General features: G+C 73.4%; 19 protein-coding genes. 6 read left to right on the forward strand and 13 right to left on the reverse strand.

All coding sequences use genetic code 11. The annotated features are described in order from the left end of the window. Window positions 1-3: 3 nt before the first annotated feature. The 5 genes from AC07FV_RS14215 to AC07FV_RS14235 form a co-directional block, all read right to left on the reverse strand. Window positions 4-978 (reverse strand): hypothetical protein, encoded by a 975-nt coding sequence (locus AC07FV_RS14215; RefSeq protein ID WP_479087236.1) that lies wholly within the window; start codon window positions 976-978, stop codon window positions 4-6. 7 nt (window positions 979-985) lie between these two features. Then, window positions 986-1375 carry a hypothetical protein gene (locus AC07FV_RS14220; protein WP_479087238.1) on the reverse strand — a complete coding sequence of 130 codons (390 nt, stop codon included), beginning with the start codon at window positions 1373-1375 and terminating at the stop codon, window positions 986-988. Window positions 1376-1578: 203 nt separating this feature from the next. Beyond that, on the reverse strand, window positions 1579-2367 hold the full coding sequence (locus AC07FV_RS14225) for a sulfite exporter TauE/SafE family protein (RefSeq protein WP_479087240.1): 789 nt from the start codon (window positions 2365-2367) through the stop codon (window positions 1579-1581). 213 nt (window positions 2368-2580) lie between these two features. Then, window positions 2581-2991, reverse strand: a complete 411-nt coding sequence (locus tag AC07FV_RS14230) for a hypothetical protein (RefSeq protein ID WP_479087242.1) — start codon at window positions 2989-2991, stop codon at window positions 2581-2583. Window positions 2992-3541: 550 nt separating this feature from the next. After that, window positions 3542-4678, reverse strand: coding sequence for an aminoglycoside phosphotransferase family protein (locus AC07FV_RS14235; protein WP_479087244.1), 1137 nt, complete (start codon window positions 4676-4678; stop codon window positions 3542-3544). 287 nt (window positions 4679-4965) lie between these two features. Between AC07FV_RS14235 and AC07FV_RS14240 the strand changes: the two genes are divergently transcribed. Further along, window positions 4966-6474 (forward strand): DNA-binding protein NsdB, encoded by a 1509-nt coding sequence (locus AC07FV_RS14240; RefSeq protein WP_479087245.1) that lies wholly within the window; start codon window positions 4966-4968, stop codon window positions 6472-6474. A gap of 39 nt (window positions 6475-6513) precedes the next feature. On the opposite strand, the gene AC07FV_RS14245 is transcribed toward AC07FV_RS14240, so the two are convergent. The 4 genes from AC07FV_RS14245 to AC07FV_RS14260 all read right to left on the reverse strand — a co-directional run bounded on the left by AC07FV_RS14245 (window position 6514) and on the right by AC07FV_RS14260 (window position 12060). After that, window positions 6514-7842 (reverse strand): PP2C family protein-serine/threonine phosphatase, encoded by a 1329-nt coding sequence (locus AC07FV_RS14245; protein ID WP_479087247.1) that lies wholly within the window; start codon window positions 7840-7842, stop codon window positions 6514-6516. 272 nt (window positions 7843-8114) lie between these two features. Then, on the reverse strand, window positions 8115-9134 hold the full coding sequence (locus AC07FV_RS14250) for a Gfo/Idh/MocA family protein (protein ID WP_479087248.1): 1020 nt from the start codon (window positions 9132-9134) through the stop codon (window positions 8115-8117). A gap of 108 nt (window positions 9135-9242) precedes the next feature. Next, window positions 9243-10337, reverse strand: coding sequence for a baeRF3 domain-containing protein (locus AC07FV_RS14255; protein ID WP_479087250.1), 1095 nt, complete (start codon window positions 10335-10337; stop codon window positions 9243-9245). Window positions 10338-10437: 100 nt separating this feature from the next. Beyond that, window positions 10438-12060, reverse strand: a complete 1623-nt coding sequence (locus AC07FV_RS14260) for an alpha/beta hydrolase (RefSeq protein WP_479087252.1) — start codon at window positions 12058-12060, stop codon at window positions 10438-10440. Between the two features lie 273 nt (window positions 12061-12333). Between AC07FV_RS14260 and AC07FV_RS14265 the strand changes: the two genes are divergently transcribed. After that, window positions 12334-13047: a chaplin gene (locus AC07FV_RS14265; protein ID WP_479087254.1), complete on the forward strand. Its 714-nt coding sequence runs from the start codon at window positions 12334-12336 to the stop codon at window positions 13045-13047. A gap of 162 nt (window positions 13048-13209) precedes the next feature. Here the strand turns inward: AC07FV_RS14265 and AC07FV_RS14270 are convergent, their stop codons facing one another. The 3 genes from AC07FV_RS14270 to AC07FV_RS14280 all read right to left on the reverse strand — a co-directional run bounded on the left by AC07FV_RS14270 (window position 13210) and on the right by AC07FV_RS14280 (window position 14633). Then, a complete protein-coding gene (locus tag AC07FV_RS14270; protein WP_479087256.1) occupies window positions 13210-13704 on the reverse strand; it encodes a nucleoside deaminase in 495 nt (164 codons plus the stop codon). 79 nt (window positions 13705-13783) lie between these two features. Next, window positions 13784-14053, reverse strand: a complete 270-nt coding sequence (locus tag AC07FV_RS14275; protein ID WP_053127102.1) for a GlsB/YeaQ/YmgE family stress response membrane protein — start codon at window positions 14051-14053, stop codon at window positions 13784-13786. A gap of 139 nt (window positions 14054-14192) precedes the next feature. Next, window positions 14193-14633, reverse strand: coding sequence for an SPW repeat protein (locus AC07FV_RS14280; protein ID WP_383649646.1), 441 nt, complete (start codon window positions 14631-14633; stop codon window positions 14193-14195). Window positions 14634-14852: 219 nt separating this feature from the next. Here AC07FV_RS14280 and AC07FV_RS14285 point away from each other — a divergent pair, with 219 nt between their 5' ends. The 4 genes from AC07FV_RS14285 to AC07FV_RS14300 all read left to right on the forward strand — a co-directional run bounded on the left by AC07FV_RS14285 (window position 14853) and on the right by AC07FV_RS14300 (window position 17495). Then, window positions 14853-15020 carry a hypothetical protein gene (locus tag AC07FV_RS14285; RefSeq protein WP_356610719.1) on the forward strand — a complete coding sequence of 56 codons (168 nt, stop codon included), beginning with the start codon at window positions 14853-14855 and terminating at the stop codon, window positions 15018-15020. Between the two features lie 186 nt (window positions 15021-15206). After that, window positions 15207-15290, forward strand: coding sequence for a putative leader peptide (locus tag AC07FV_RS14290; protein WP_356610804.1), 84 nt, complete (start codon window positions 15207-15209; stop codon window positions 15288-15290). A 339-nt stretch (window positions 15291-15629) separates the two neighbouring features. Next, window positions 15630-16193 carry an NADPH-dependent FMN reductase gene (gene ssuE / locus AC07FV_RS14295; RefSeq protein ID WP_383649645.1) on the forward strand — a complete coding sequence of 188 codons (564 nt, stop codon included), beginning with the start codon at window positions 15630-15632 and terminating at the stop codon, window positions 16191-16193. Between the two features lie 159 nt (window positions 16194-16352). Then, window positions 16353-17495, forward strand: coding sequence for an LLM class flavin-dependent oxidoreductase (locus AC07FV_RS14300; RefSeq protein ID WP_479087258.1), 1143 nt, complete (start codon window positions 16353-16355; stop codon window positions 17493-17495). On the opposite strand, the gene AC07FV_RS14305 is transcribed toward AC07FV_RS14300, so the two are convergent. Next, on the reverse strand, window positions 17492-18550 hold the full coding sequence (locus tag AC07FV_RS14305; protein WP_479087260.1) for an acyl-CoA dehydrogenase family protein: 1059 nt from the start codon (window positions 18548-18550) through the stop codon (window positions 17492-17494). The genes AC07FV_RS14300 and AC07FV_RS14305 overlap by 4 nt on opposite strands. Window positions 18551-18555: the final 5 nt, after the last annotated feature.

Consider the following 18555-nt stretch of genomic DNA (forward strand, 5'->3'; position numbering starts at 1 on the left):
CGGTCAGACGGCGGGCGGTACTTCGGGGTGCTCGTACCTGTCGGGCGGCGGCAGCCCCTGCCGCCAGGACGCGCAGAGGGCCGAGGCCCGGACCCGCTCCTCGTCGAGGCCGGCCGGCAGCGGAAGGTGCAGAGCCTGCAGCAGGTCGAAGCGGTGCAGGTCGAACGCGGCGTGCACGGCGTCTCCGTAGGCTACGGCCGCCTGGACGGCTCCGTGGTAAGCGAGGAGGGCGACGGCCAGCGGGATCAGGGCGAGAGCGAGCCACCACCCGCTGGAGCACAGCAGCACGGCGGCGGTGAGCGCGGTGGCTGCCCCGGTGACGGCGAGCCGCACGGCGCCGTCGAGAGAGTCGCGGGCGTCGTCGACGAGGGCACGCGACCGGTCGCCGAGAACCAGGTAGAGCCGGGACCAGGCCACCGCCGCGTCCCAGCCGTGATCGCGTCCGGCGGTGTCGAAGGTGGCGGTCAGGACGTTGCCCAGGGCGGTGGGCCGCACGAGGTGGTCGGGCAGCGGGTACCGGCGGCGCAGTCGCGCGGCGGCCGCGCCGGCCCGCTGCACGGCGGCCCCCGTCACCGCCGCCGGCGGCACGCCGTCCGCGGCGGGGGACAGGACCGTACGGCGCTCGAGCCGGGCCTTGCGGCGGCGCTGCCGGGCCCGGCACAACCCCGCGCCGAGGGCGTCGGGCCAGCCGCCCTGGAGCAGCCGCACCATGGCCAGTTGCAGGGGCTGGAAGACGACGGCGACGACCGTGACTCCGGCGGCGATGAGCACGATCTCGCCGACACCGAGTCCGGCAGCGGTGCGCCAGGCGCGGCGCATGGAGAGGGCACCGCCGGGGGCGCCCGCCCAGACCAGCCACAGGACGCTCAACGCCCCCGCATAGGTGGGGAGGTAGGAGACGAGGAAGAACCGTCCGGAGCTGCCCGCGGTGAGACCCGCGGGTGCCGTGGCGACGGTGGCGAGACCGGCCTGGCTCATCGGCGGCTCATCCCAGTTCCATCGGCCCGTGGCCGGCCGTCTCGCACGTCGGCCGGTACCGCTCGTCGTAGAAGGCGGTCCAGGCCGTCCGCTCGCAGGACGGGCAGCGGAAGGTCAGCAGCGTGTACTGGGTGGACTCGACCGGCTGGCGGCCCCGGTCCTCCTCGCCCGCGCCCCGCACGACCCCGAGCGCACGCACGGTCCTCAGGTGGGCCCGGGTGGTGACCCCGACGACCGTGCCGCCCACGACGAGGACCACACGGTCCGGCGCCGGCCGGGACCCGAGCAGCCGGTCGAGCGCGCCGGCGGTGTCGTCCAGGGTCGCGCCGTCCGGCACTTCGAGCCGGGCCGCACCGTCCGACGCGGCGCCCTGCCCCACCAGCATCGCGTACTTCATTCCATCTCCCCAACGGCTTCCGCTCGGCTCCTCGGTCGGCTGCCAGTCTGCCCGTTCGGTGCGGTCGTTCCGACGGGTTTCCCGGAGAAGGCGGAGGCGGCGGGTCGTGCCCCCGCTTCGACGGCCCGCGCCTGCGCGAGGTCACCGAAGCCGCCGCAATGACCCGACGCCGACTACGGCGACCGGGCTCTCCCCGTACGCAGTCACCCGCTCAGCACCTGTACCGCGTAGAGGGCGCCGACGCCGGTGGCCAGGGCGGCGAGCAGGAGACGCAGGCCGGTTTCGGGCAGGCGGGGCTGGAGGTGGGCGCCGAGATACCCGCCGAGGAGTCCACCCGCCCCGCAGCACAGGCCCAGCAGCCAGTCGGGAGCGACGTTGCCCGTGACGGTCAGGGAGAGCAGAGCGTAGGTGGTCGCCCCGGCGACCGAGGTCACGAAGGTGGCGGCGAGGGCTGCGGGCGCGACGACGGCGACGGGAATACCGCGGCCGACGAGGATCGGGCCGAGCAGGGAGCCGCCTCCGATCCCGTAGATGCCACCGGCGACGCCGACGGCCAGAGCCAGCTTCCTGATGGCGCGTGGCGTAAGCGGCCGCGGATCGTGGGCCGCCGATCCCGGACGCAGGGTCCGCAAGCCGAGCCACACCCCGAGCGGCAGCAGGAGTGCAGCGACGAGCAGGCGGAAGACGTGCGGGCCGGGCACGGCGAAGACGCGGATCAGGGCACCCAGGACGACGCCGGGCACGGTCCCGGCGATCAGCAGGCGGGGCAGCGGCCCTGCGAGGCGACCGGCCCGCCGGTACCGCAGGAGAGCGCCGGGACCGGCGACGACGTTGTAGAGCAGATTCGTCGGTGTCACCGCAGGACTCGGCACGCCCAGCACGCTGACCTGAACGGGCAGCAGAAACACCGCCCCGGACACACCCACGGGCGCCGTCGCCACGGAGATCACCAAGCCGCCGGTGAACCCCAGCACCCCCATCGACCAGTCCACGACAGCCCCCTCCGCCAATCCGCCCCCGGCACCCGGCGAAAGCCCCGGCGCCTGCCGTTCTCAGGAGCCCGGACCCCGCCCCGATCCAACCGTCTGCCGCAGCAGTGGACAACTGCCGACCAGACCGGCAGGCCTGAGGGAGAGCCCACTGAGTGGCCGTGGTGGCCGGACGGCCGGCGGGTCCCGGACGAGAGGGAAGGCGTGATGTCGTGATCAATCGTCGTCGCGCCGACGCGCGAGGTGGACGGTGATGTCGGCGGCCAACTCGACTCTGTCCGGCAGAACCTGCATGATCTGGCCGAACACCTGCTCTCGCTCCGCGGCCGGCGGGACGAGATGGGCCGAGACGGTGGAGAGGTATCCCACGTGGTCGCGAGCGCTCATCGCCACACGCCGTCCGATCACGGACTGCTGAACGTCGGTGAACCACTCGGACTGCTGCAGCTCCGTGCCCGGCCACTGCATCTCACGATCCGGCGGCGTCCCGTCGGGCGACGGAACCTCGTCACTCCCCACGAAGGGTGCTCGCGCCGCCCGGACAGCCTCCTCCACAGCCGCGTCAGCCAGCCGAAGTGGCCCACCGCATGAAGCGAACACGCCGCGCGATTCCAGCAGCGCGGCCACACGCGACCACCGGCCCTCAGGATCCGTCCAATGCACAGCGCTGCCGCCGCGTAGACCAGTCCGTACCGTTCGTCCGGTCGCACGTCCTCGAACGCGGCTTGCACCGTTCCGACGTTGGCCGGCACGTGCTTGCGCAGTTCGGCGAGCATGGCCCCGTCCGGCTCGGTCGCGGTGACCGCCCCCCCCCCGTCGGGTGAACAGACGGGTCGCCTTGCCCGTTCCAGCACCGATCTCGAGGGCACTCCGCACCGGGCGCCCGCATAGGCCATCACCGTGTCGCACAGCTCCACGGGATACCCCGGCCGAGGCCGTTCGTACGCATCCGCCACGACTCCGAAACTCAGCGCGCGACCAGACATGCCCAGCATCCCAGCACACACGGCACCCGGCCCCCGTGCTCCTCCCGCAGAGGATGCCCCTTCTCACCGATGGGGCCGGCATGATGCAAGGCCTTCGCCCGAGCCCGAAGGAGCCGGCCCTCATCGCTGCACCTGAGGGTGCGCCCCCGTCCCCGGGCGGCCCGGGCGCACCGCGGTTCGCCGTCCCTCCGTCAGCGCGTGCCGACCGCCGCGCGTACCGCCCGTCGGGCCATCTGGCAGTCGTCGTGCAGCCGGCGCAGCAGCAGTCGCTGTTCCTCGCCGGAGGGTGCGGCTCCGGGCGGGACCGGTGCCGCCGGTGCGGTGTCCTGGAGGGAACGCTGCACGGCCGTCTCGTACGTACGGATCTCCCGGGTCAGCACCAGCATCAGGTTGACCAGGAACGCGTCGCGCGCGGCCGTCCCGCCCGACTGGGCGATCTGGCTGATCTGGCGGCGGACCACCGGGGCGTCGCCGAGGACGGCCCACAGGGTGGCCAGGTCGTAACCGGGCAGGTACCAGCCGGCGTGCTCCCAGTCCACCAGCACCGGACCGGCCGGGGACATCAGGACGTTGGAGAGCAGCGCGTCACCGTGGCAGAACTGGCCCATGCCCTGGCGGCCACCCGCGTGGGCGATGCCGTGCAGCAGCTTCTGCAGGTCACCCAGGTCCCGGTCGGTGAGCAGTCCCAGCTCGTGGTAGCGGGAGATCCGGTCGGCGTAGTCCAGCGGCGCGTCGAAGGTGCCGGCCGGTGGACGCCAGGCGTTGAGCCGGCAGATCGCGCCGAGCGCCGCCCTGATGTCCGCCCGCGGCGGAGCCTCCAGCGGATGCCGGTGCAGAGCCGCCACCCGCCCGGGCATCCGCTCGATCACCAGTGTGCAGTTGTCCGGATCCGCTGCGATCAGCCTCGGCACCCGCACCGGGGGGCGGTGCCGGACGAACGAGCGGTATGCCCCTATCTCGTGCCGGATGCGCTCCGCCCACGCGGGGGAGTGGTCCAGTAAGCACTTGGCGACCGCGGTGCTGCGCCCGGTCGTACCGACCAGGAGCACGGAGCGCCCGCTGCGGCGCAGCACCTGCACCGGGGAGAACTCCGGACAGATCCGGTGCACGGAGGCGATCGCCGTGCGCAGTTGGGCCCCCTGGGGGCCGGACAGGTCGATTCTCCCGCTGAGCGGCTGGGTTCCGGGGCCCGCGCCGCGCCGCGCCCTGCCCGCCCCGAGCACCGGGGCCGCCGGACGAGCGGGGGCGAGATAGGGGCCGCCGCCCGCCGCCGGACGGGGGTGCAGCGAGCGCTGCGGGGCGGACACGGAGGACGATGCTGCGTACATGATCGAGACAGATCCCTTCGTGTGCCTGCTGTGCCTGTCTGAAGAGCGGTGCCCGACCGATCGTGCGGAAGGGCCGCCTTCGGGAAGCCGTCGCGCCGTCCGACCGGCCGCCGGGGACCACCCTGGGGAGTAACCCCACGGCAACCGGGTCGGGGTGGCGCATTCCTACCTGACACCCGTCCGCCCCTGGCACACCATCTGGCGCACCCTGGCGAACGGTGGCGAATAGTCGCCCGGCAACCCGCACGGGGCTACTGTCAACTCAGCCGAGAACCTGGGGGCTTGACGTGGACAAGGAACCCAACACCCGTCTGTCGGACCTGTTCGGCCTGGCCGGCTGGTCCAAGGGGGAACTCGCGAGGCTGGTCAACCGGCAGGCGGCGGCCATGGGCCACCCCCAGCTGGCGACCGACACCTCTCGGGTGCGGCGGTGGATCGACATGGGAGAGATCCCGCGCGATCCGGTGCCGCGGGTGCTGGCGGTCCTGTTCACCGAGCGTCTCGGCCGTGTCGTGACCATCGAGGACCTCGGTCTGGTTCGGCACGGGCGCGCGGGGAAACGGCAGGACGGCGGGAGCGAGGAACATCCCGACGGAGTGCCGTGGGCGCCCGAGCGGACCGCGGCGGTCCTCACCGAATTCACGGGAATGGACCTCATGCTCAACCGACGCGGCTTGGTGGGCGCGGGCGCCGCGCTCGCCGCGGGCTCCGCACTCAGCAGCGCCATGCACGACTGGCTGCACACCGACCCGGCCCTGGTTGCCGACGCTCCCCACCCCCGCCGACCCCCGCACGCCGACCCCGCCGGGTTCGACCGGTACGAAGCCGCCCCCATCGGGTCGCAGGAGGTCGAGGAACTGGAGCGCTCGGTCGAGGTGTTCCGCGCCTGGGACGCCGCCCGGGGCGGCGGACTCCAGCGCAAGGCCGTGGTGGGCCAGCTCAACGAGGTGGGGGGCATGCTCTCCTACCACCACCCACCCCATCTCCAGCGCCGCCTGTGGGGCGTCGCCGCCAACCTCGCGGTCCTCGCGGGCTGGATGTCGCACGACGTCGGCCTGGAACCCACGGCGCAGAAGTACTTCGTCATCGCCGCCCATGCCGCGCGCGAGGGCGGCGACCGGCCCCGGGCCGGCGAGGCGCTCTCCCGGGCCGCCCGTCAGATGGTGCACCTGGGCCGGCCCGACGACGCGCTCGACCTGATGAAGCTGGCCGAGTCGGGCTCCGGCGAGGAGGTGCTGCCGCGTACCCGGGCCATGCTCTACACCATCGAGGCCTGGGCGCAGGCCTCCATGGGCAAGGGCCAGGCGATGCGCCGCACCCTGGGCCGGGCCGAGGACCTCTTCGTCTCCGACAAGGCGGACGTGCCACCGCCGGACTGGATGCAGACGTTCAAGGAGGAGGACCTGTACGGCATGCAGGCCCTGGCCTACCGGACGCTCGCCGAGTTCGAACCGGGTGCCGCCGCGCACGCCCAGCACTACGCCGAGAAGGCGCTGGCCCTCAGGATCGACGGCCGGCAGCGGTCGAAGATCTTCGACTACCTCTCCATGGCCTCCGCCTGCTTCATCGCCGACGACCCCGAACAGGCGGACCGGTACGCGCGACTGGCCCTGGTGTCCATGGGCACCAACTCCTCCCAGCGGACCTGGGACCGGCTGCGTCAGATGTACCGGCTGACCGCGGAGTACGCCGGCTTCCCCAAGATCCAGGAGCTGCGCGAGGAGATCGAACTGGCGCTTCCCAAGGGGAAGTCGTCCAGGGCCAGGGGGAGGAGCGGCGACATCGCGCCGGCGTAGTGCCGCCGCGTGGTGACCCGTTCCGCTCAGCCGTGCTGCCTAGGCCGTCACCCGGGCGACCAGCACGCAGGTGTCGCCCCGGCTGCCGGGCGCGGCGGTCGCGTCGAGTATCTCCGTCACGATCCGTACGCCGTCCTGGGCGGAACGCACCCCTGCCAGACGGGGGGTCAGCGCGAGGAGGCGGTGCTCGTCCTCCTCGGCGAGTCCGCCGGTGTGCAGGAGCACCAGGTCGCCGGCGCGCAGGGGCACCGCATGCCGCTCGGCCGTCGCCCTTGCCGTTCCGTCACGGACCAGCAAGGGGGTGGCTCGGCCGGTGTGCGCCCAGGTCAGGGTGCGGGTCCCGGGCCGGTATCCGCAGAACAGGGCGTCGCGCACGGGGGGCAGGGCGCCGCGGTCGAGTAACCGGTCCAGTCGCTCCGGCAGGTGTGCGGGCTGCGAGCCGGCCATCGCCAGGCCGCGCAGTGCGCTGATGACCATCGCCGGGGTCTGGGCCCCGGCGGTGTCCGGCCCGGCGAGCGCGCCGACGCTGAGCAGGGTGTCGTCGCCGGTGAGCGCGCACGCGTCGTACCAGGCGCCGCCCCGGGGCGCGTTGATGCGGGACGGCAGGTACCCGACGGCCAGGTCCAGGCCGGGCCGGCCCTCGCGCGGGAACCGCAGGATGCCGTGCCAGGGTGGCAGCACGACGTCCCGCGGCTCGACCGCGGCCCGTGGCTCAGCGTCCGCCGGCAGCGGGCGGTGGAGCGAGTCACGGGTCTCGCTCACCGCCCGCTGACTGCGGCGCAGTTCGCTGACGTCCCGCAGCACCGCCCACATCGAGGCGGTGCTGCCGTCGGCGTCGAGCACGGGCTCGCCCATCATGTGCACGGTGCGCACGGTGCCGTCGGGCCGCAGCACGCGGAACTCGCCGTCGATGGGCCGGCCGTCGACGAGGCAGCCGGTGACCATGGCGGTCAGTGTCGGCCGGTCGTCGGCGACCACCAGGGAAGGGAGTTCGTCGAGACTGAGCGGAGCGGTCGCCGGATCGCGGCCGAAGATCTGGAAGAGTTCCCCGGACCACTCGGCCTCGTCGGTCAGCAGGTTCCACTCCGCGCTGCCGACCCGGCTGAGCAGGGAACCGGGCCGGGGTGCGGGCGCCGGGCCGTCCCGCAGTTGCGCCAGGTGCTCGTCCAGATCGCTGAGCTGGTGCAGCGCCAGGTCGTACAGGGCGCGCTGCCAGCGTCCGCGCGGGTCCGTCCCGTCGCCCCGGCTGTCCCGTCGTACCGCGTCCACGTCGCCCCGGAGCCGCCGCGTCAGCGAGATCAGGGCCTCCACCGAGCCGCGTCCTGGCTGCTGGGCGGCTGGATGGTCCGCGGAGAGAGGGGACGACATGACGCACTCCGATGTGCAGACGGTACGACCAAGGCGGGACCGCGGCTTGCGGAAGGACCGTTACGACTGTTGCACAGCCCGCGACGCCCCGTAAGGGATTCGGCGACACACGATACGGTGGTGCTCCAGGCATATGCCACGGTCTTCCCGGAGCGACTTCGGCACGTCGGCGGGGTAGGCGGGCCGAGGGTCAAGTCGTAGAATTCCTACGGAACTTGACGGGTTCCGGAAGGTGATGGAGTCGTCGCCTTGATGTTCGGTGAACCCTTGTTCTATGACCGGTCGTACAGAGCCGGGCGGGGCGCCAGCACGACGGGGGTGCGCGTGCCCGTCTCCAGGGAGCGCACACCGGCCTCGGCCGCCACGGAGGCGGCGTATCCGTCCCAGGCGCCGGGGCCGGTGACCCGGCCCCGCCGGGTGGCGTCGACCCAGGCCTGCACCTGGCGGTCGTAGGCATCCGCGAACCGTACGAGGTAGTCCTGCGGCACCTCCTCGCCAGCGGCTCCCGCCGCCGTCACCAGCATGCCGTGCGCCTCCCCGATCCGGGCGCTGCCCGATTCGCAGACGGCCTCGCAGCGCACCTCGTAGCCGAAGCCGCAGTTGACGAAGATCTCCACGTCGACCAGGGCGCCCCGCTCGGTCTCGAAGAGCACGAACTGCGGGTCGAGCAGTCCCGTGGGCGCGCCCGCCGAGGGGCGCGGCCGGAGCACGGACACCGCGGTCAGTTCCTGACCGAGCAGCCAGCGGGCCGCGTCGATCTCGTGCGAGACGGAGCTGGTGACCAGCATCGCGGACGTGAAGTGCGGCGGGGAGGACACGTTGCGGTGGACGCAGTGCAGCATCAGGGGCCGGCCCAGCCGCCCGCCGTCCAGCAGCGACTTCAGCTGCCGGTACTCGGTGTCGTAGCGCCGCATGAAGCCGATCTGCGCCAGTCTCCGGCCGCCTCGCGCCTCCGCCTCCACCACCCTCAGCGCACCCGCGGAGTCCGGCACCATCGGTTTCTCGCACAGCACCGGCAGCCCGCGGGCGAAGGCGGCCAGCAGAGCCTCCTCGTGCGCCTCGCCGGGCGAGGCGATCAGAACGGCCTCGACACCCGGTGCGTCCAGCGCGGCCCGCGCGGTGGTGTGCACGGTCACGCCGTCCATCCCGGCGACGGCCTCCTTCGCCCGGTCGGCGTCGGGGTCGGCCACCGCGGCGACCCTCGCGCCGCTCACCACCCGGTCCAGGCGTCGTATGTGGTCGGCGCCCATGTGCCCGGCGCCCAGGACCGCCACACCCAGAAGTTCGCTCACGCCCCGTCGACTCCTCCCCGTCCGCCGCGTACCCGCGAGGGCGGACACGTGTCCGGCGGACAGGGTTTCATGGTCGTCAAGAGGAGCGGGCCCCCCGGGTGCGGCGGCTCAGTACCGCAGCACCCCCGCGATGCCCTCCGCCTCCCCGAGCGCGCCGTCCGGTACGAAGCGGACCTCGGCGCCGGTCTCCAGGCACTGCTCGACGATCTCGTCCACGATGTCCTCCCGGGCGTCGAGGTCGCCGTCGTGCGCGGGGAGCAGGTGCTCCCCGTCGTCGCGCATCGTCACCTTGAAGTTCTCCTCGACGGCCAGCAGCCGGACCCGGCCGGTGTGCGCGCTCTCCCACAGCTCGTCCACGCCGGCGGCGAAGTCCTTGCGTCCGCGGGCCGCCTCCAGCTCCCTGGCCACCGCCTCGACGAAACCGTGCGCCTCGTCCTCCAGGACCGGCCGCACCGCCTGCCGCACCGCCTCGGCCGTGCCGTGCGCGAGACCTCCGTGCGGCACGAGCACCGCCTCCCGCACGGTGCTCCCCGTCTCCTCCAGCAGGGACAGCGCGGGCTGCGGACCGGTGATGTAGAGCGGCCGGGGATGCGCGCGCAGGACCCTGCCCATCGCGGCGTCGGCGTCGCGCAGGAACCGGCGGGTGGTCTCGTCGCGGAAGGTGCTCGGCGAGTCGCCGATCCGCTCCTGGCGTTCGGGGTCGAAGTCCAGCGGCGGCCGGTCCATCGGGAAGCCGCCGGTGCGGTCCTCGACGACCCGGTCCGCGCCGCCGCTCCACAGCGTGACGCGGTCGGCCGCGACCGACAGCACCCAGAACGGCCGTTCGGCAGCCTGTGCGGCCACCAGGTTGCGGGTCAGGAACGTGTCCGCGAGGACCACGCGCTCCGGGACGGAACGCGCGAGCGTCCAGACCTGGTGCTCGCCCGGGGCGGCGAAGATCGCCAGGCCGTCCTCGGCATGGGTCAGGTCGACTTCCGCGAGGGCTCGGTCCAGTTCCCGGGACACCTCCATGCGCCGTTCGCGGGTGACCGCCGGATCGTCCTCCAGCTGTTTCTTGGCCTCGGCGACCACGTTGCGCAGCCGGACGGAATCCTGAGCGTTGTCCGGTTCGCGGCGGTGGGTCGGCGTCAGCACGGACACGGCCGGGTACGGGCGGGGGCGCCGTAGCTCGGCGAGGGTGGCGGGACTCAGATCGTGCTCCATGACAGCACGATAGGACCGATGGACGTATCGGGCATTCGGGGGCGAACCATGTCGACCCGTTCCGGCCCCGCGCCCCGTGGCGCCACCGGCCCCGGCCGGCTCAGTCGTCCTCGCTCCGGGGTGCCTCGGAGCCGCACGAGCTGCCGTCGGCCGGCAGGGAGCCGTAGAGCAGGAAGTCGTCGACCTTGCGGTGCACGCACTCGGAGGAGGCGTAGCCGGTGTGTCCCTCGCCCTTGTTGTCGAGGACCACGGCCGGGGCCCCGAGCCGCTCGGCGGTCTCCACGGTCCAGCGGTACGGCGTGGCCGGGTCGCCCCGGGTGCCCACGAGCAGCATCCTGGCCGTGTCGAGGTCCTTCACGTCGTCCCGGATGTAGTCCGTGCCTTTGGGGCGGCCGTGGCACATCAGCACCTGGGTGAGGCGGTAGCGGCCGAAGACGGGCGAGGCCTCCTCGTACCGTTCGCGCAGCCGGCCCAGGGACCCGGCGACCTGCTCGGCGGTGGGGCGGTCGGGATCGTCCGCGCAGTTGATCGCCATGAGGGCGGCCGGCAGGTTGTCCAGGGGGACGTCCTCCTGGTCGGTGAGGCCGGCCCCGGCCCCTTCCCGGCCCCGCGCCGGTTCCGGAGCCCGGACCGGGAAGGTGACACCTCCGGACACGAAACCCTCCAGGCCGCGGGTGTCGCCGTCCTCCATGAGCTGGGCGAGCGCCCGCTGCAAGGAGGGCCACAACTCCTCGCTGTACAGCGCCTGACCGACGGCGCCGACCATGTCCTGTCCGGAGAAGGGCTCGCCGAAGCCCGTCGGGACGGGGTCCGCGTCGAGCGAGGCGATGACCTGTTCGACCTGGCGGCGGGCGCTCCGGGCGTCCTGTCCGAACGGGCACGCGATGTCCTGCACGCACCAGTCGAGGAAGTTCTCCAGCGCCGTCTGCTGCCCCCGCGCGCCGGCCAGTCCCTGCTCGGTCAGCGGTTCCGTCAGGGTGTCGACGCCGTCGAGCACCATCCGGCCGACCTTGTCCGGGAACTGGGCGGCGTAGACCGCGCCCAGCCGGGTCCCGTAGGAGAAGCCCAGGTAGTTGAGCCGGTCGTCGCCGAGTGCCCGGCGCATGACGTCCAGGTCCCGCGCCGCGTCGACCGTGCCTATGTGCCGCAGTACGGGGCCGGAGTGCTTCGCGCACTCGGCGGCCGCGTCCCGCAGGCGTCCGAGCACGTCCTCGGGGTCGGTGAGCGTCTTGTTCCCGTCCGTCGCCTCGATGATGTCCACCGTGGCCGGCCCGCAGGTCACCGGGGAGGAGCGGCCGACGCCGCGGGGGTCGAAGGTCACCACGTCGTAGTCGTTGGTCAGGTGCATGAACTCCTTGCCCCCGCCACTGGCGAGTTCACCGACACCCGAGCCGCCCGGCCCGCCGAAGTTGAGCAGGACCGAGCCGCGCGGGTGGTCGGTCGTCGCCGGGTAGCGGGCGAGGGCCAGGTCGAGCGTCTCCGCCTCGGGCCGGTCGTGGTCCAGGGGGACGGTGACCTTTCCGCACTGCAGGTCCTTCGGGACGTCCATGCCCTCGCACGCCGACCAGGTGATCTTCTGATCGTGGAACCGGGCCGGACCGGGTTCGGCGTCGTCGGCGGTCGCCGTCGCGGCGGGCAGCCCGGCACCCAGCAGGGCCAGCCCGAGCGCTCCGGTGACCGCGCGGCGCCGGGCCGTGGGCCGATTCGACAGCTTGGCCTGCATCGATGCCTCCCGGGCGCCCTGTCGCGGACCGGTGGTCGACGCCCTCGATCACCATAAGCGGGGCCCCGGTACCTCGCCTCCGGGCGATGCCGCCGGTGCGCCGGGCGCCGCGGCGGGTGTGCGGACGCTTTGCCGCTCGTTCGATGAAACGGCCACTCGATGGGGTGAAAGGCCTATAAGCCATAACTCGGATGGTGCGGTCGCGTTTTAAGCGGTGTGGGTCAACCGGTGCGGGCGAGTGCCCGTGACCATGACTGGAAGGCAGGGAGCCTCATGAGAAGGGTCACCCGAAACGGTGTGTTCGCCCTCGCCGCGTCCGGCGCGCTGGCGGTGACGCTGCCGACGCACGCCGCGTTCGCGTCCGGCGGCGCCGGCGCGGACGGTTCCGCGGTCGGCTCGCCCGGGCTGATCTCGGGCAACACCGTCCAGCTCCCGGTGGATGTGCCGGTCAACGTGTGCGGCAACACCGTGAACGTGGTCGGGCTCCTGAACCCGGCCGCGGGCAACAGCTGCGCCAACAGTGGCGGGGGCGGCACGGCCCGCCAGGGGGCCTCCGCGGGCGGTGGTGCGTCCGGCACGGGCGGCGGCGCGGTCGCCGAGGGCGCCGGGAAGGACTCCCCGGGCGTGCTCTCCGGCAACGGCGTGCAGCTCCCGGTCGACCTCCCGGTGAACGTGACCGGCAACAGCGTCAACGTGGTCGGCATCGGCAACCCGGCCGTCGGCAACGAGTCGAGGAACACCCCCGGCGACCGCCCCGAGACCGAGCGCCCCGAGACCGAGCGGCCTCCCGCGGAACCCGAGCCGTCCGCGCCGGAGGAGGAGCGGGCCCCGCCGCAGCCGTCCCCGCACTCCGTCCCGCCGCGGTCGTCGGCGTCCCTCGCCCACACCGGCGCGGACCAGACCCTGCCCGCACTCGCGGGCGGCGCCGCGCTGCTCCTGGGCGGAACCGTCCTCTACCGGCGGTACCGACCGAAGACCGAGGGCTGACCCTCCTGCGGACGGTCGTCCCGGAGCGCCACCGGGCAGGGCGCAGCCGGGACATGCCGCTCCGCCGGGCGGACACGTGCCGCCGGGCGGACACGTGCCGCCGGGCGGACGCGTCGTCGCGCGTCTCCGCCCGGCCCGGTGACCTCGCTCCGGGAGCCCTCCTCAGACCGGCCCCGAAGGCCCTTCGTGGAAGCGGCGGTGCAGTGCGCGGATCTCCGCGGACAGCTCGGGCACCGGTCCCTCCACGGTCACCTCGGGCGCCACCTCGTGCACGGGCAGCGCCCGCACCGGCGCGGCCGCGGCCCCCAGTTCGGCCAGCCAGCCCCGGAGCTGCTCCGACGAGGCGACGTACACGATGCGGCCGAGCCCCACCCAGCCGTGGGCGGCGGCGCACATCGGACAGTGCTCCCCGGACGTGTACACCGTGGCGGCGGTCCGCTCCTCGGGCGTGAGGTGCGCGGCGGCCCAGCGGGCGAGTTCGAACTCCGGGTGGCGGGTGCGGTCGCCCGAGGCCACGCGGTTGCGGTCCTCGGCCAGGACCGTGCCGTCCGCGCCGACCAGGACCGACCCGAACGGCTCGTCACCGGCTTCCAGTGCCTCGGCCGCCAGTTCCACGCAACGGCGCAGGTGCGGCAGTTCGGCGTCCTGCACGGTCATGGCTCGGCTCCTCTCGGCGATGCGACCTTCACCTGCAGCCCGGTCTCACCCGGCGTCCGGCGTCCTGGCGAGTCGGACCTCAGCGGCGGGTACGGCTGCGCGACCGGTCCAGTGCGGCCACGCCGACCGCCGCGAGTCCGATCTGGATGAGCCACTCGACCCAGTCGACCCCGTCCGTGTCGGCCACGTCGAAGGCCGACGCGATCCCCGACCCGATGAGCGCGGCCGCGATGCCGACGAGGATCGTCCACAGGATCCCGATGCGCTGGCGGCCCGGGACGACGAGTCGACCCAGGATGCCGATGACGATTCCGATGACGATGGCACTGATGATTCCGTCGATCTCCATGTCCGCCCCTTCTTGTCAAGGCCCCCGCAGGAGTGCGTGTGCCCTCTGCGGGCGGTCGCAGTCCGTCTCGGGGGCCCGGGGCGCGCGCGAGCCGGTCCGCGGGGGCGGGCCGGCCCGTGGTGATCCCTTCCGGTGCCGTCTAGGGCTTGCGCATGCTCTTCGCCGCCGTGGCGGCGCACACCGTCCCCAGGGCCAGGGTCAGGGCGCCGATGATGATGTTGTTCCAGATGACGCCGGCATCCGGGTTCGTGCCCACGATCCACGGCGAGATGATCATCCAGATACCCATCGCGCACATCGCACCGCTGAGGCCGTACATGCGTTCCGGAGCGCGGGTGAATCCGAGGGCCAGCAGGCCGATGGCGATACCTATGATCAGGTTGTGGGCCACCAGTGCGGGCTGGCTCGTGGTGAAGTGGACTATCCACGGGGACACGGCACAGTACAGGCCGAGCAGGAACACCGGCCCGTCCACGAGTGCCACGTCGCGGCCGCCCAGCATGCGGTCGTAGCGTTGCTGCATCTCCGGTGCGTCGGGATGGCTGGTGATGTCACCTCGGGTGTGCGAGACGTTGGCCATGAGTCGTCTCCTTTGCCTTACCGGGCTCACCGCGTCCGATGCGATGAGCGGTAGCGCCTCATATGTCCAGTGTGCTCTTATTTCTCCCTTATGTGTAGTCGTGAGCGGCGTGGGCAGCGTGGGGTGAGGGGCGGACCGGACATGTCCACGCGGATCGCGGGCAGGCGCTGTGGTGAGGGAGCACGAACGGACAGAGGGACAGCGGAGGTGGCCGCGGCTATGGGTGCGAAGGTGTTGGAGCGTTTTCCGGCGGGGTCGCCGCGCGGATCGTGGCCGGCGGAGGAGTACGCCGCGCGACGTCGGGACCAGGGTGAGGCCGCGACCGTCGTGATGGATCTGAAGTCGGACGCCTTCCTGGTGGTCGTTCCTGGGCGCGACGAGGACTGAACCAGGGCGGGAGCCGGTGCGGTGCGGGCGTGGTGGCGCCCGCACCGCACGCATGTGGGGCCTCTCCGTCGCGTCCGCGCGACGGAGAGGCCCCTTGTGTCACGCCCGTGTGAAATCCGGTCCGCGATCCGAGACCGGGCCGTTTCCCGTTGACCCCCGTCGACGACGGCTGCCACGATCACCGCTATGACCACGCGACCGGACCTCACGCGGCGACGCCACGTCGACCTCGCGCGCGTCTCGAGCGCCGTCTGTCGCACCGCGGTCTGACCTCTCGCCGAGCCGCCGCCCGGGCCCGGCGTCCGTGACCGCGGGCCCTTCCCGCGCCTGGATCCCGTTGCCGATCCCGGTGTCTCGGGGGCTCGTCCACGCCCGGTCCCGCCACCGCCCGCCGTACGTGCGCCTGTTCGGAGTGCCACGGTGCCGTGCGCCGGGTGCTCGTCACGTGCCGCTGTGCCGTCCGCGGCCGTCCCGTGTGCCGCTCCGCTTCCCCCCACCCCTCGTCGTACTCCCCACCGGTGGTCGCGCACCGCCGGATTCCCCGTGTCCGCGCGGCAGGGGAGATCCGGCCGGGAGCGCCGCGCGTCCGCCCACCCGAAAAGAGGAACCATGGCCACCGTCCTGTCCGTCTCCGGCAGCCCCTCCGCTTCCTCGCGCACCAGCGGGCTGCTGCGCCACCTCGACGACCGGCTGGCCGCGCAGGGCCACGAGGTGCTTCCGCTCGACGTGCGTACCGTCCCCGCCGAGGCCCTGCTCGGCGCGGACTTCGCGCACCCGGCGATCGTCGAGGCCACCGCTCTGTTCGCCCGCGCCGAGGGTGTCGTCATCGGCACGCCCGTCTACAAGGCGTCCTACTCCGGGGTGTTGAAGGCCCTCCTCGACCTCCTCCCGCAGTACGCCCTCACCGGCAAGACGGTGCTGCCGCTCGCCACCGGGGGCACCACCGCCCACGTCCTGGCGATCGACTACGCGCTCCGCCCGGTGCTGAACTCCATGGGCGCGGCGCACATCGTGCAGGGCTGGTTCACCCTCGACCGGGACATCACGCGCCGGGAGGACGGCACGGTCGCGCTGGCCGAGGGCGCGGAAGAGGCCCTCGCCCACGTGGTCGACCAGTTCTCGACGGCCCTCGGCACCCGCTTCGACCGCCCCGTGCTGGCCGCGACCGGGTGAGCGGCGGACCGCCCACCGCCGTCCGTACCCCGCCGTTCGCTCGGACACCGTACGCCGTGCGCCGACCCGTTCACCGTGCGCCGACCCGTCCGTCGTACCCCGACCCCACCGCCGTGCGGCGCCCTTCCGTCGTGCACCGCGTCCTCGAAGGAGATCCCCGTGTCCCTCACCTTCCACTGGTTCCTGCCCACCAGCGGCGACAGCCGCGACGTCGTGGGCGGTGGCCACGGCGCCCCCGCCACCGACTCGGGGCGCAACCGCCCGCCGACGGTGGCGTATCTGAGCCAGATCGCCTGTGCCGCCGAGGACCTCGGCTTCGTCGGCGCGCTCACGCCCACCGGTGCCTGGTGCGAGGACGCGTGGCTGACCACCGCCATGGTCTCCCAGGCGACCGAGCGCCTGAAGTTCCTCGTCGCCTTCCGGCCCGGCCTGCTCTCGCCCACGCTCGCGGCGCAGATGGCGTCCACCTTCCAGCGGCAGACCGGCGGACGGCTGCTGCTGAACGTCGTCACGGGCGGTGAGAGCCGCGAACAGCGGGCCTACGGCGACTTCCTGGACAAGGACGCCCGCTACCGTCGCACCGGCGAGTTCCTCCAGGTCGTCAGGGAGTTGTGGGAAGGCGGCACGGTGAACCTCCGCGGCCGGCACCTCCAGGTCGAGGAGGCCCAGCTGGTCCGGACGCCCGACCCCGTGCCCGAGGTGTACTTCGGCGGCTCCTCGCCCGCCGCCGGACAGGTCGCCGCCCGGCACGTGGACGTGTACCTGACCTGGGGCGAGCCGCCCGCGCAGGTCGCCGCCAAGATCGCCTGGATGCGCGGGCTGGCCGCGGAGCAGGGCCGTACCCTGCGCTTCGGCATCCGGCTGCACGTGATCACGCGGGACACCGCGGAGGCGGCCTGGACGGAGGCGCACCGGCTCCTCGACGGCTTCGACCCCGAGACCGTACGGGCCGTGCAGGCCGGCCTCGCGCGCAGCGAGTCGGAGGGGCAGCGGCGGATGCTCGCCCTGCACCACGGGTCCCGCGGCGACCTGGAGATCCACCCCAACCTGTGGGCGGGCATCGGCCTGGTGCGCGGCGGCGCGGGCACCGCCCTGGTCGGCAGCCACGAGGAGGTCGCCGACCGGATCGCGGAGTACCACGCGCTCGGCATCGACGAGTTCGTCCTCTCCGGGTACCCGCACCTGGAGGAGGCCTACTGGTTCGGCGAGGGCGTCCTGCCCCGCCTCGCCGCACGCGGCCTGTGGCGTCATCCCGCGCGGGCGGAGGCGGCGGGCGACGCGCCGGTGCCGGTCGCCGTCTAGAGGCCGGCCAGCGCGGCCAGATGCGCCGCGCGCACCGGCGCCGTCTGGCCCTGCACCAGCAGGAACATCCCCTCCCGGACGAGCCGCTGGGCGGGGCTGTCCAGGCTCGTCGCGCGTCCGCCGCCGCTGACGACCGCCGCCGTCGTGGCCGCTCGCAGGAGGTCGTACGCCCGGGTACGCAGCGCCAGCCGTTCCTCGACGTGCTCGTGAGGGTCGGGGCGGTCCGCGAGGGCGTACGCCCGCGTGCGCAGCTCGTCGAGCCGGACCCGCAGCGCGTCGGCGGTCCTCCGTTCGTCCGGGGAGTCGCCGAGCAGGTCCAGCGCGGCACGGGCGACGCCGAAGACGGCGGGTGAGGTGTTGGCGCTGCGGGGCAGGTCGACCCGGGCGAACTCCGCACGGGGTGTGCGCAGCACCACGGCTTCCCGCGGCACCCACAGGGCGTCCAGTTCCACGGAGACCGTGCGGGAGGCCGTCAGCGCCGCGAGCCGCAGGGGCGGCGACGGGCGCAGTCCCGGCTGCTCGCGGGCGTCGACGAAGGCGAAGACGACCTCGTCCGCTTCGGTCACGCCCGCGAGCAGCATCACGTCGTTCAGCCCCCAGCCGGTGTACCAGGGCACGGTGCCGTCGAAGCGCACACCGCCCCGCTCGTCGGCGGCCCGCACCGGGGTGCGGGCGACGGAGCGGACGTGGGCGTAGGCGATGCCGGCCAGAAGTCCGCCGGTCGCCAGCGGACACAGCAGGCGTTCCCGGGCGGGGAGCCCGGGCTCCGCCTTCGCCAGCAACCGGACCGGCGTGTGGTGCTGGGTCTGCACGAACCAGGTGGAACAGCACGCGCCGGCCAGGATCTCCGCGACCTCCCGGGCCACCGGGTCCGGGGCGCCCGCCCCGCCGTACTCCTCGGGAGCGCTCACGCCCAGCAGCCCCGAGCGCCGTACCGCGTCGATGTGGCTCACGGGCACGACGTCCTGGTCCACGTGCTGTGCGGAGGGGGCCAGCAGGCCGTCCGCGAGCCGTCGGGCCTCGGCGACGAGTGGATGGGGTGTGGTGGTGGTCATGCGGC

It is taken from the genome of Streptomyces sp. NPDC045956, assembly GCF_056430705.1.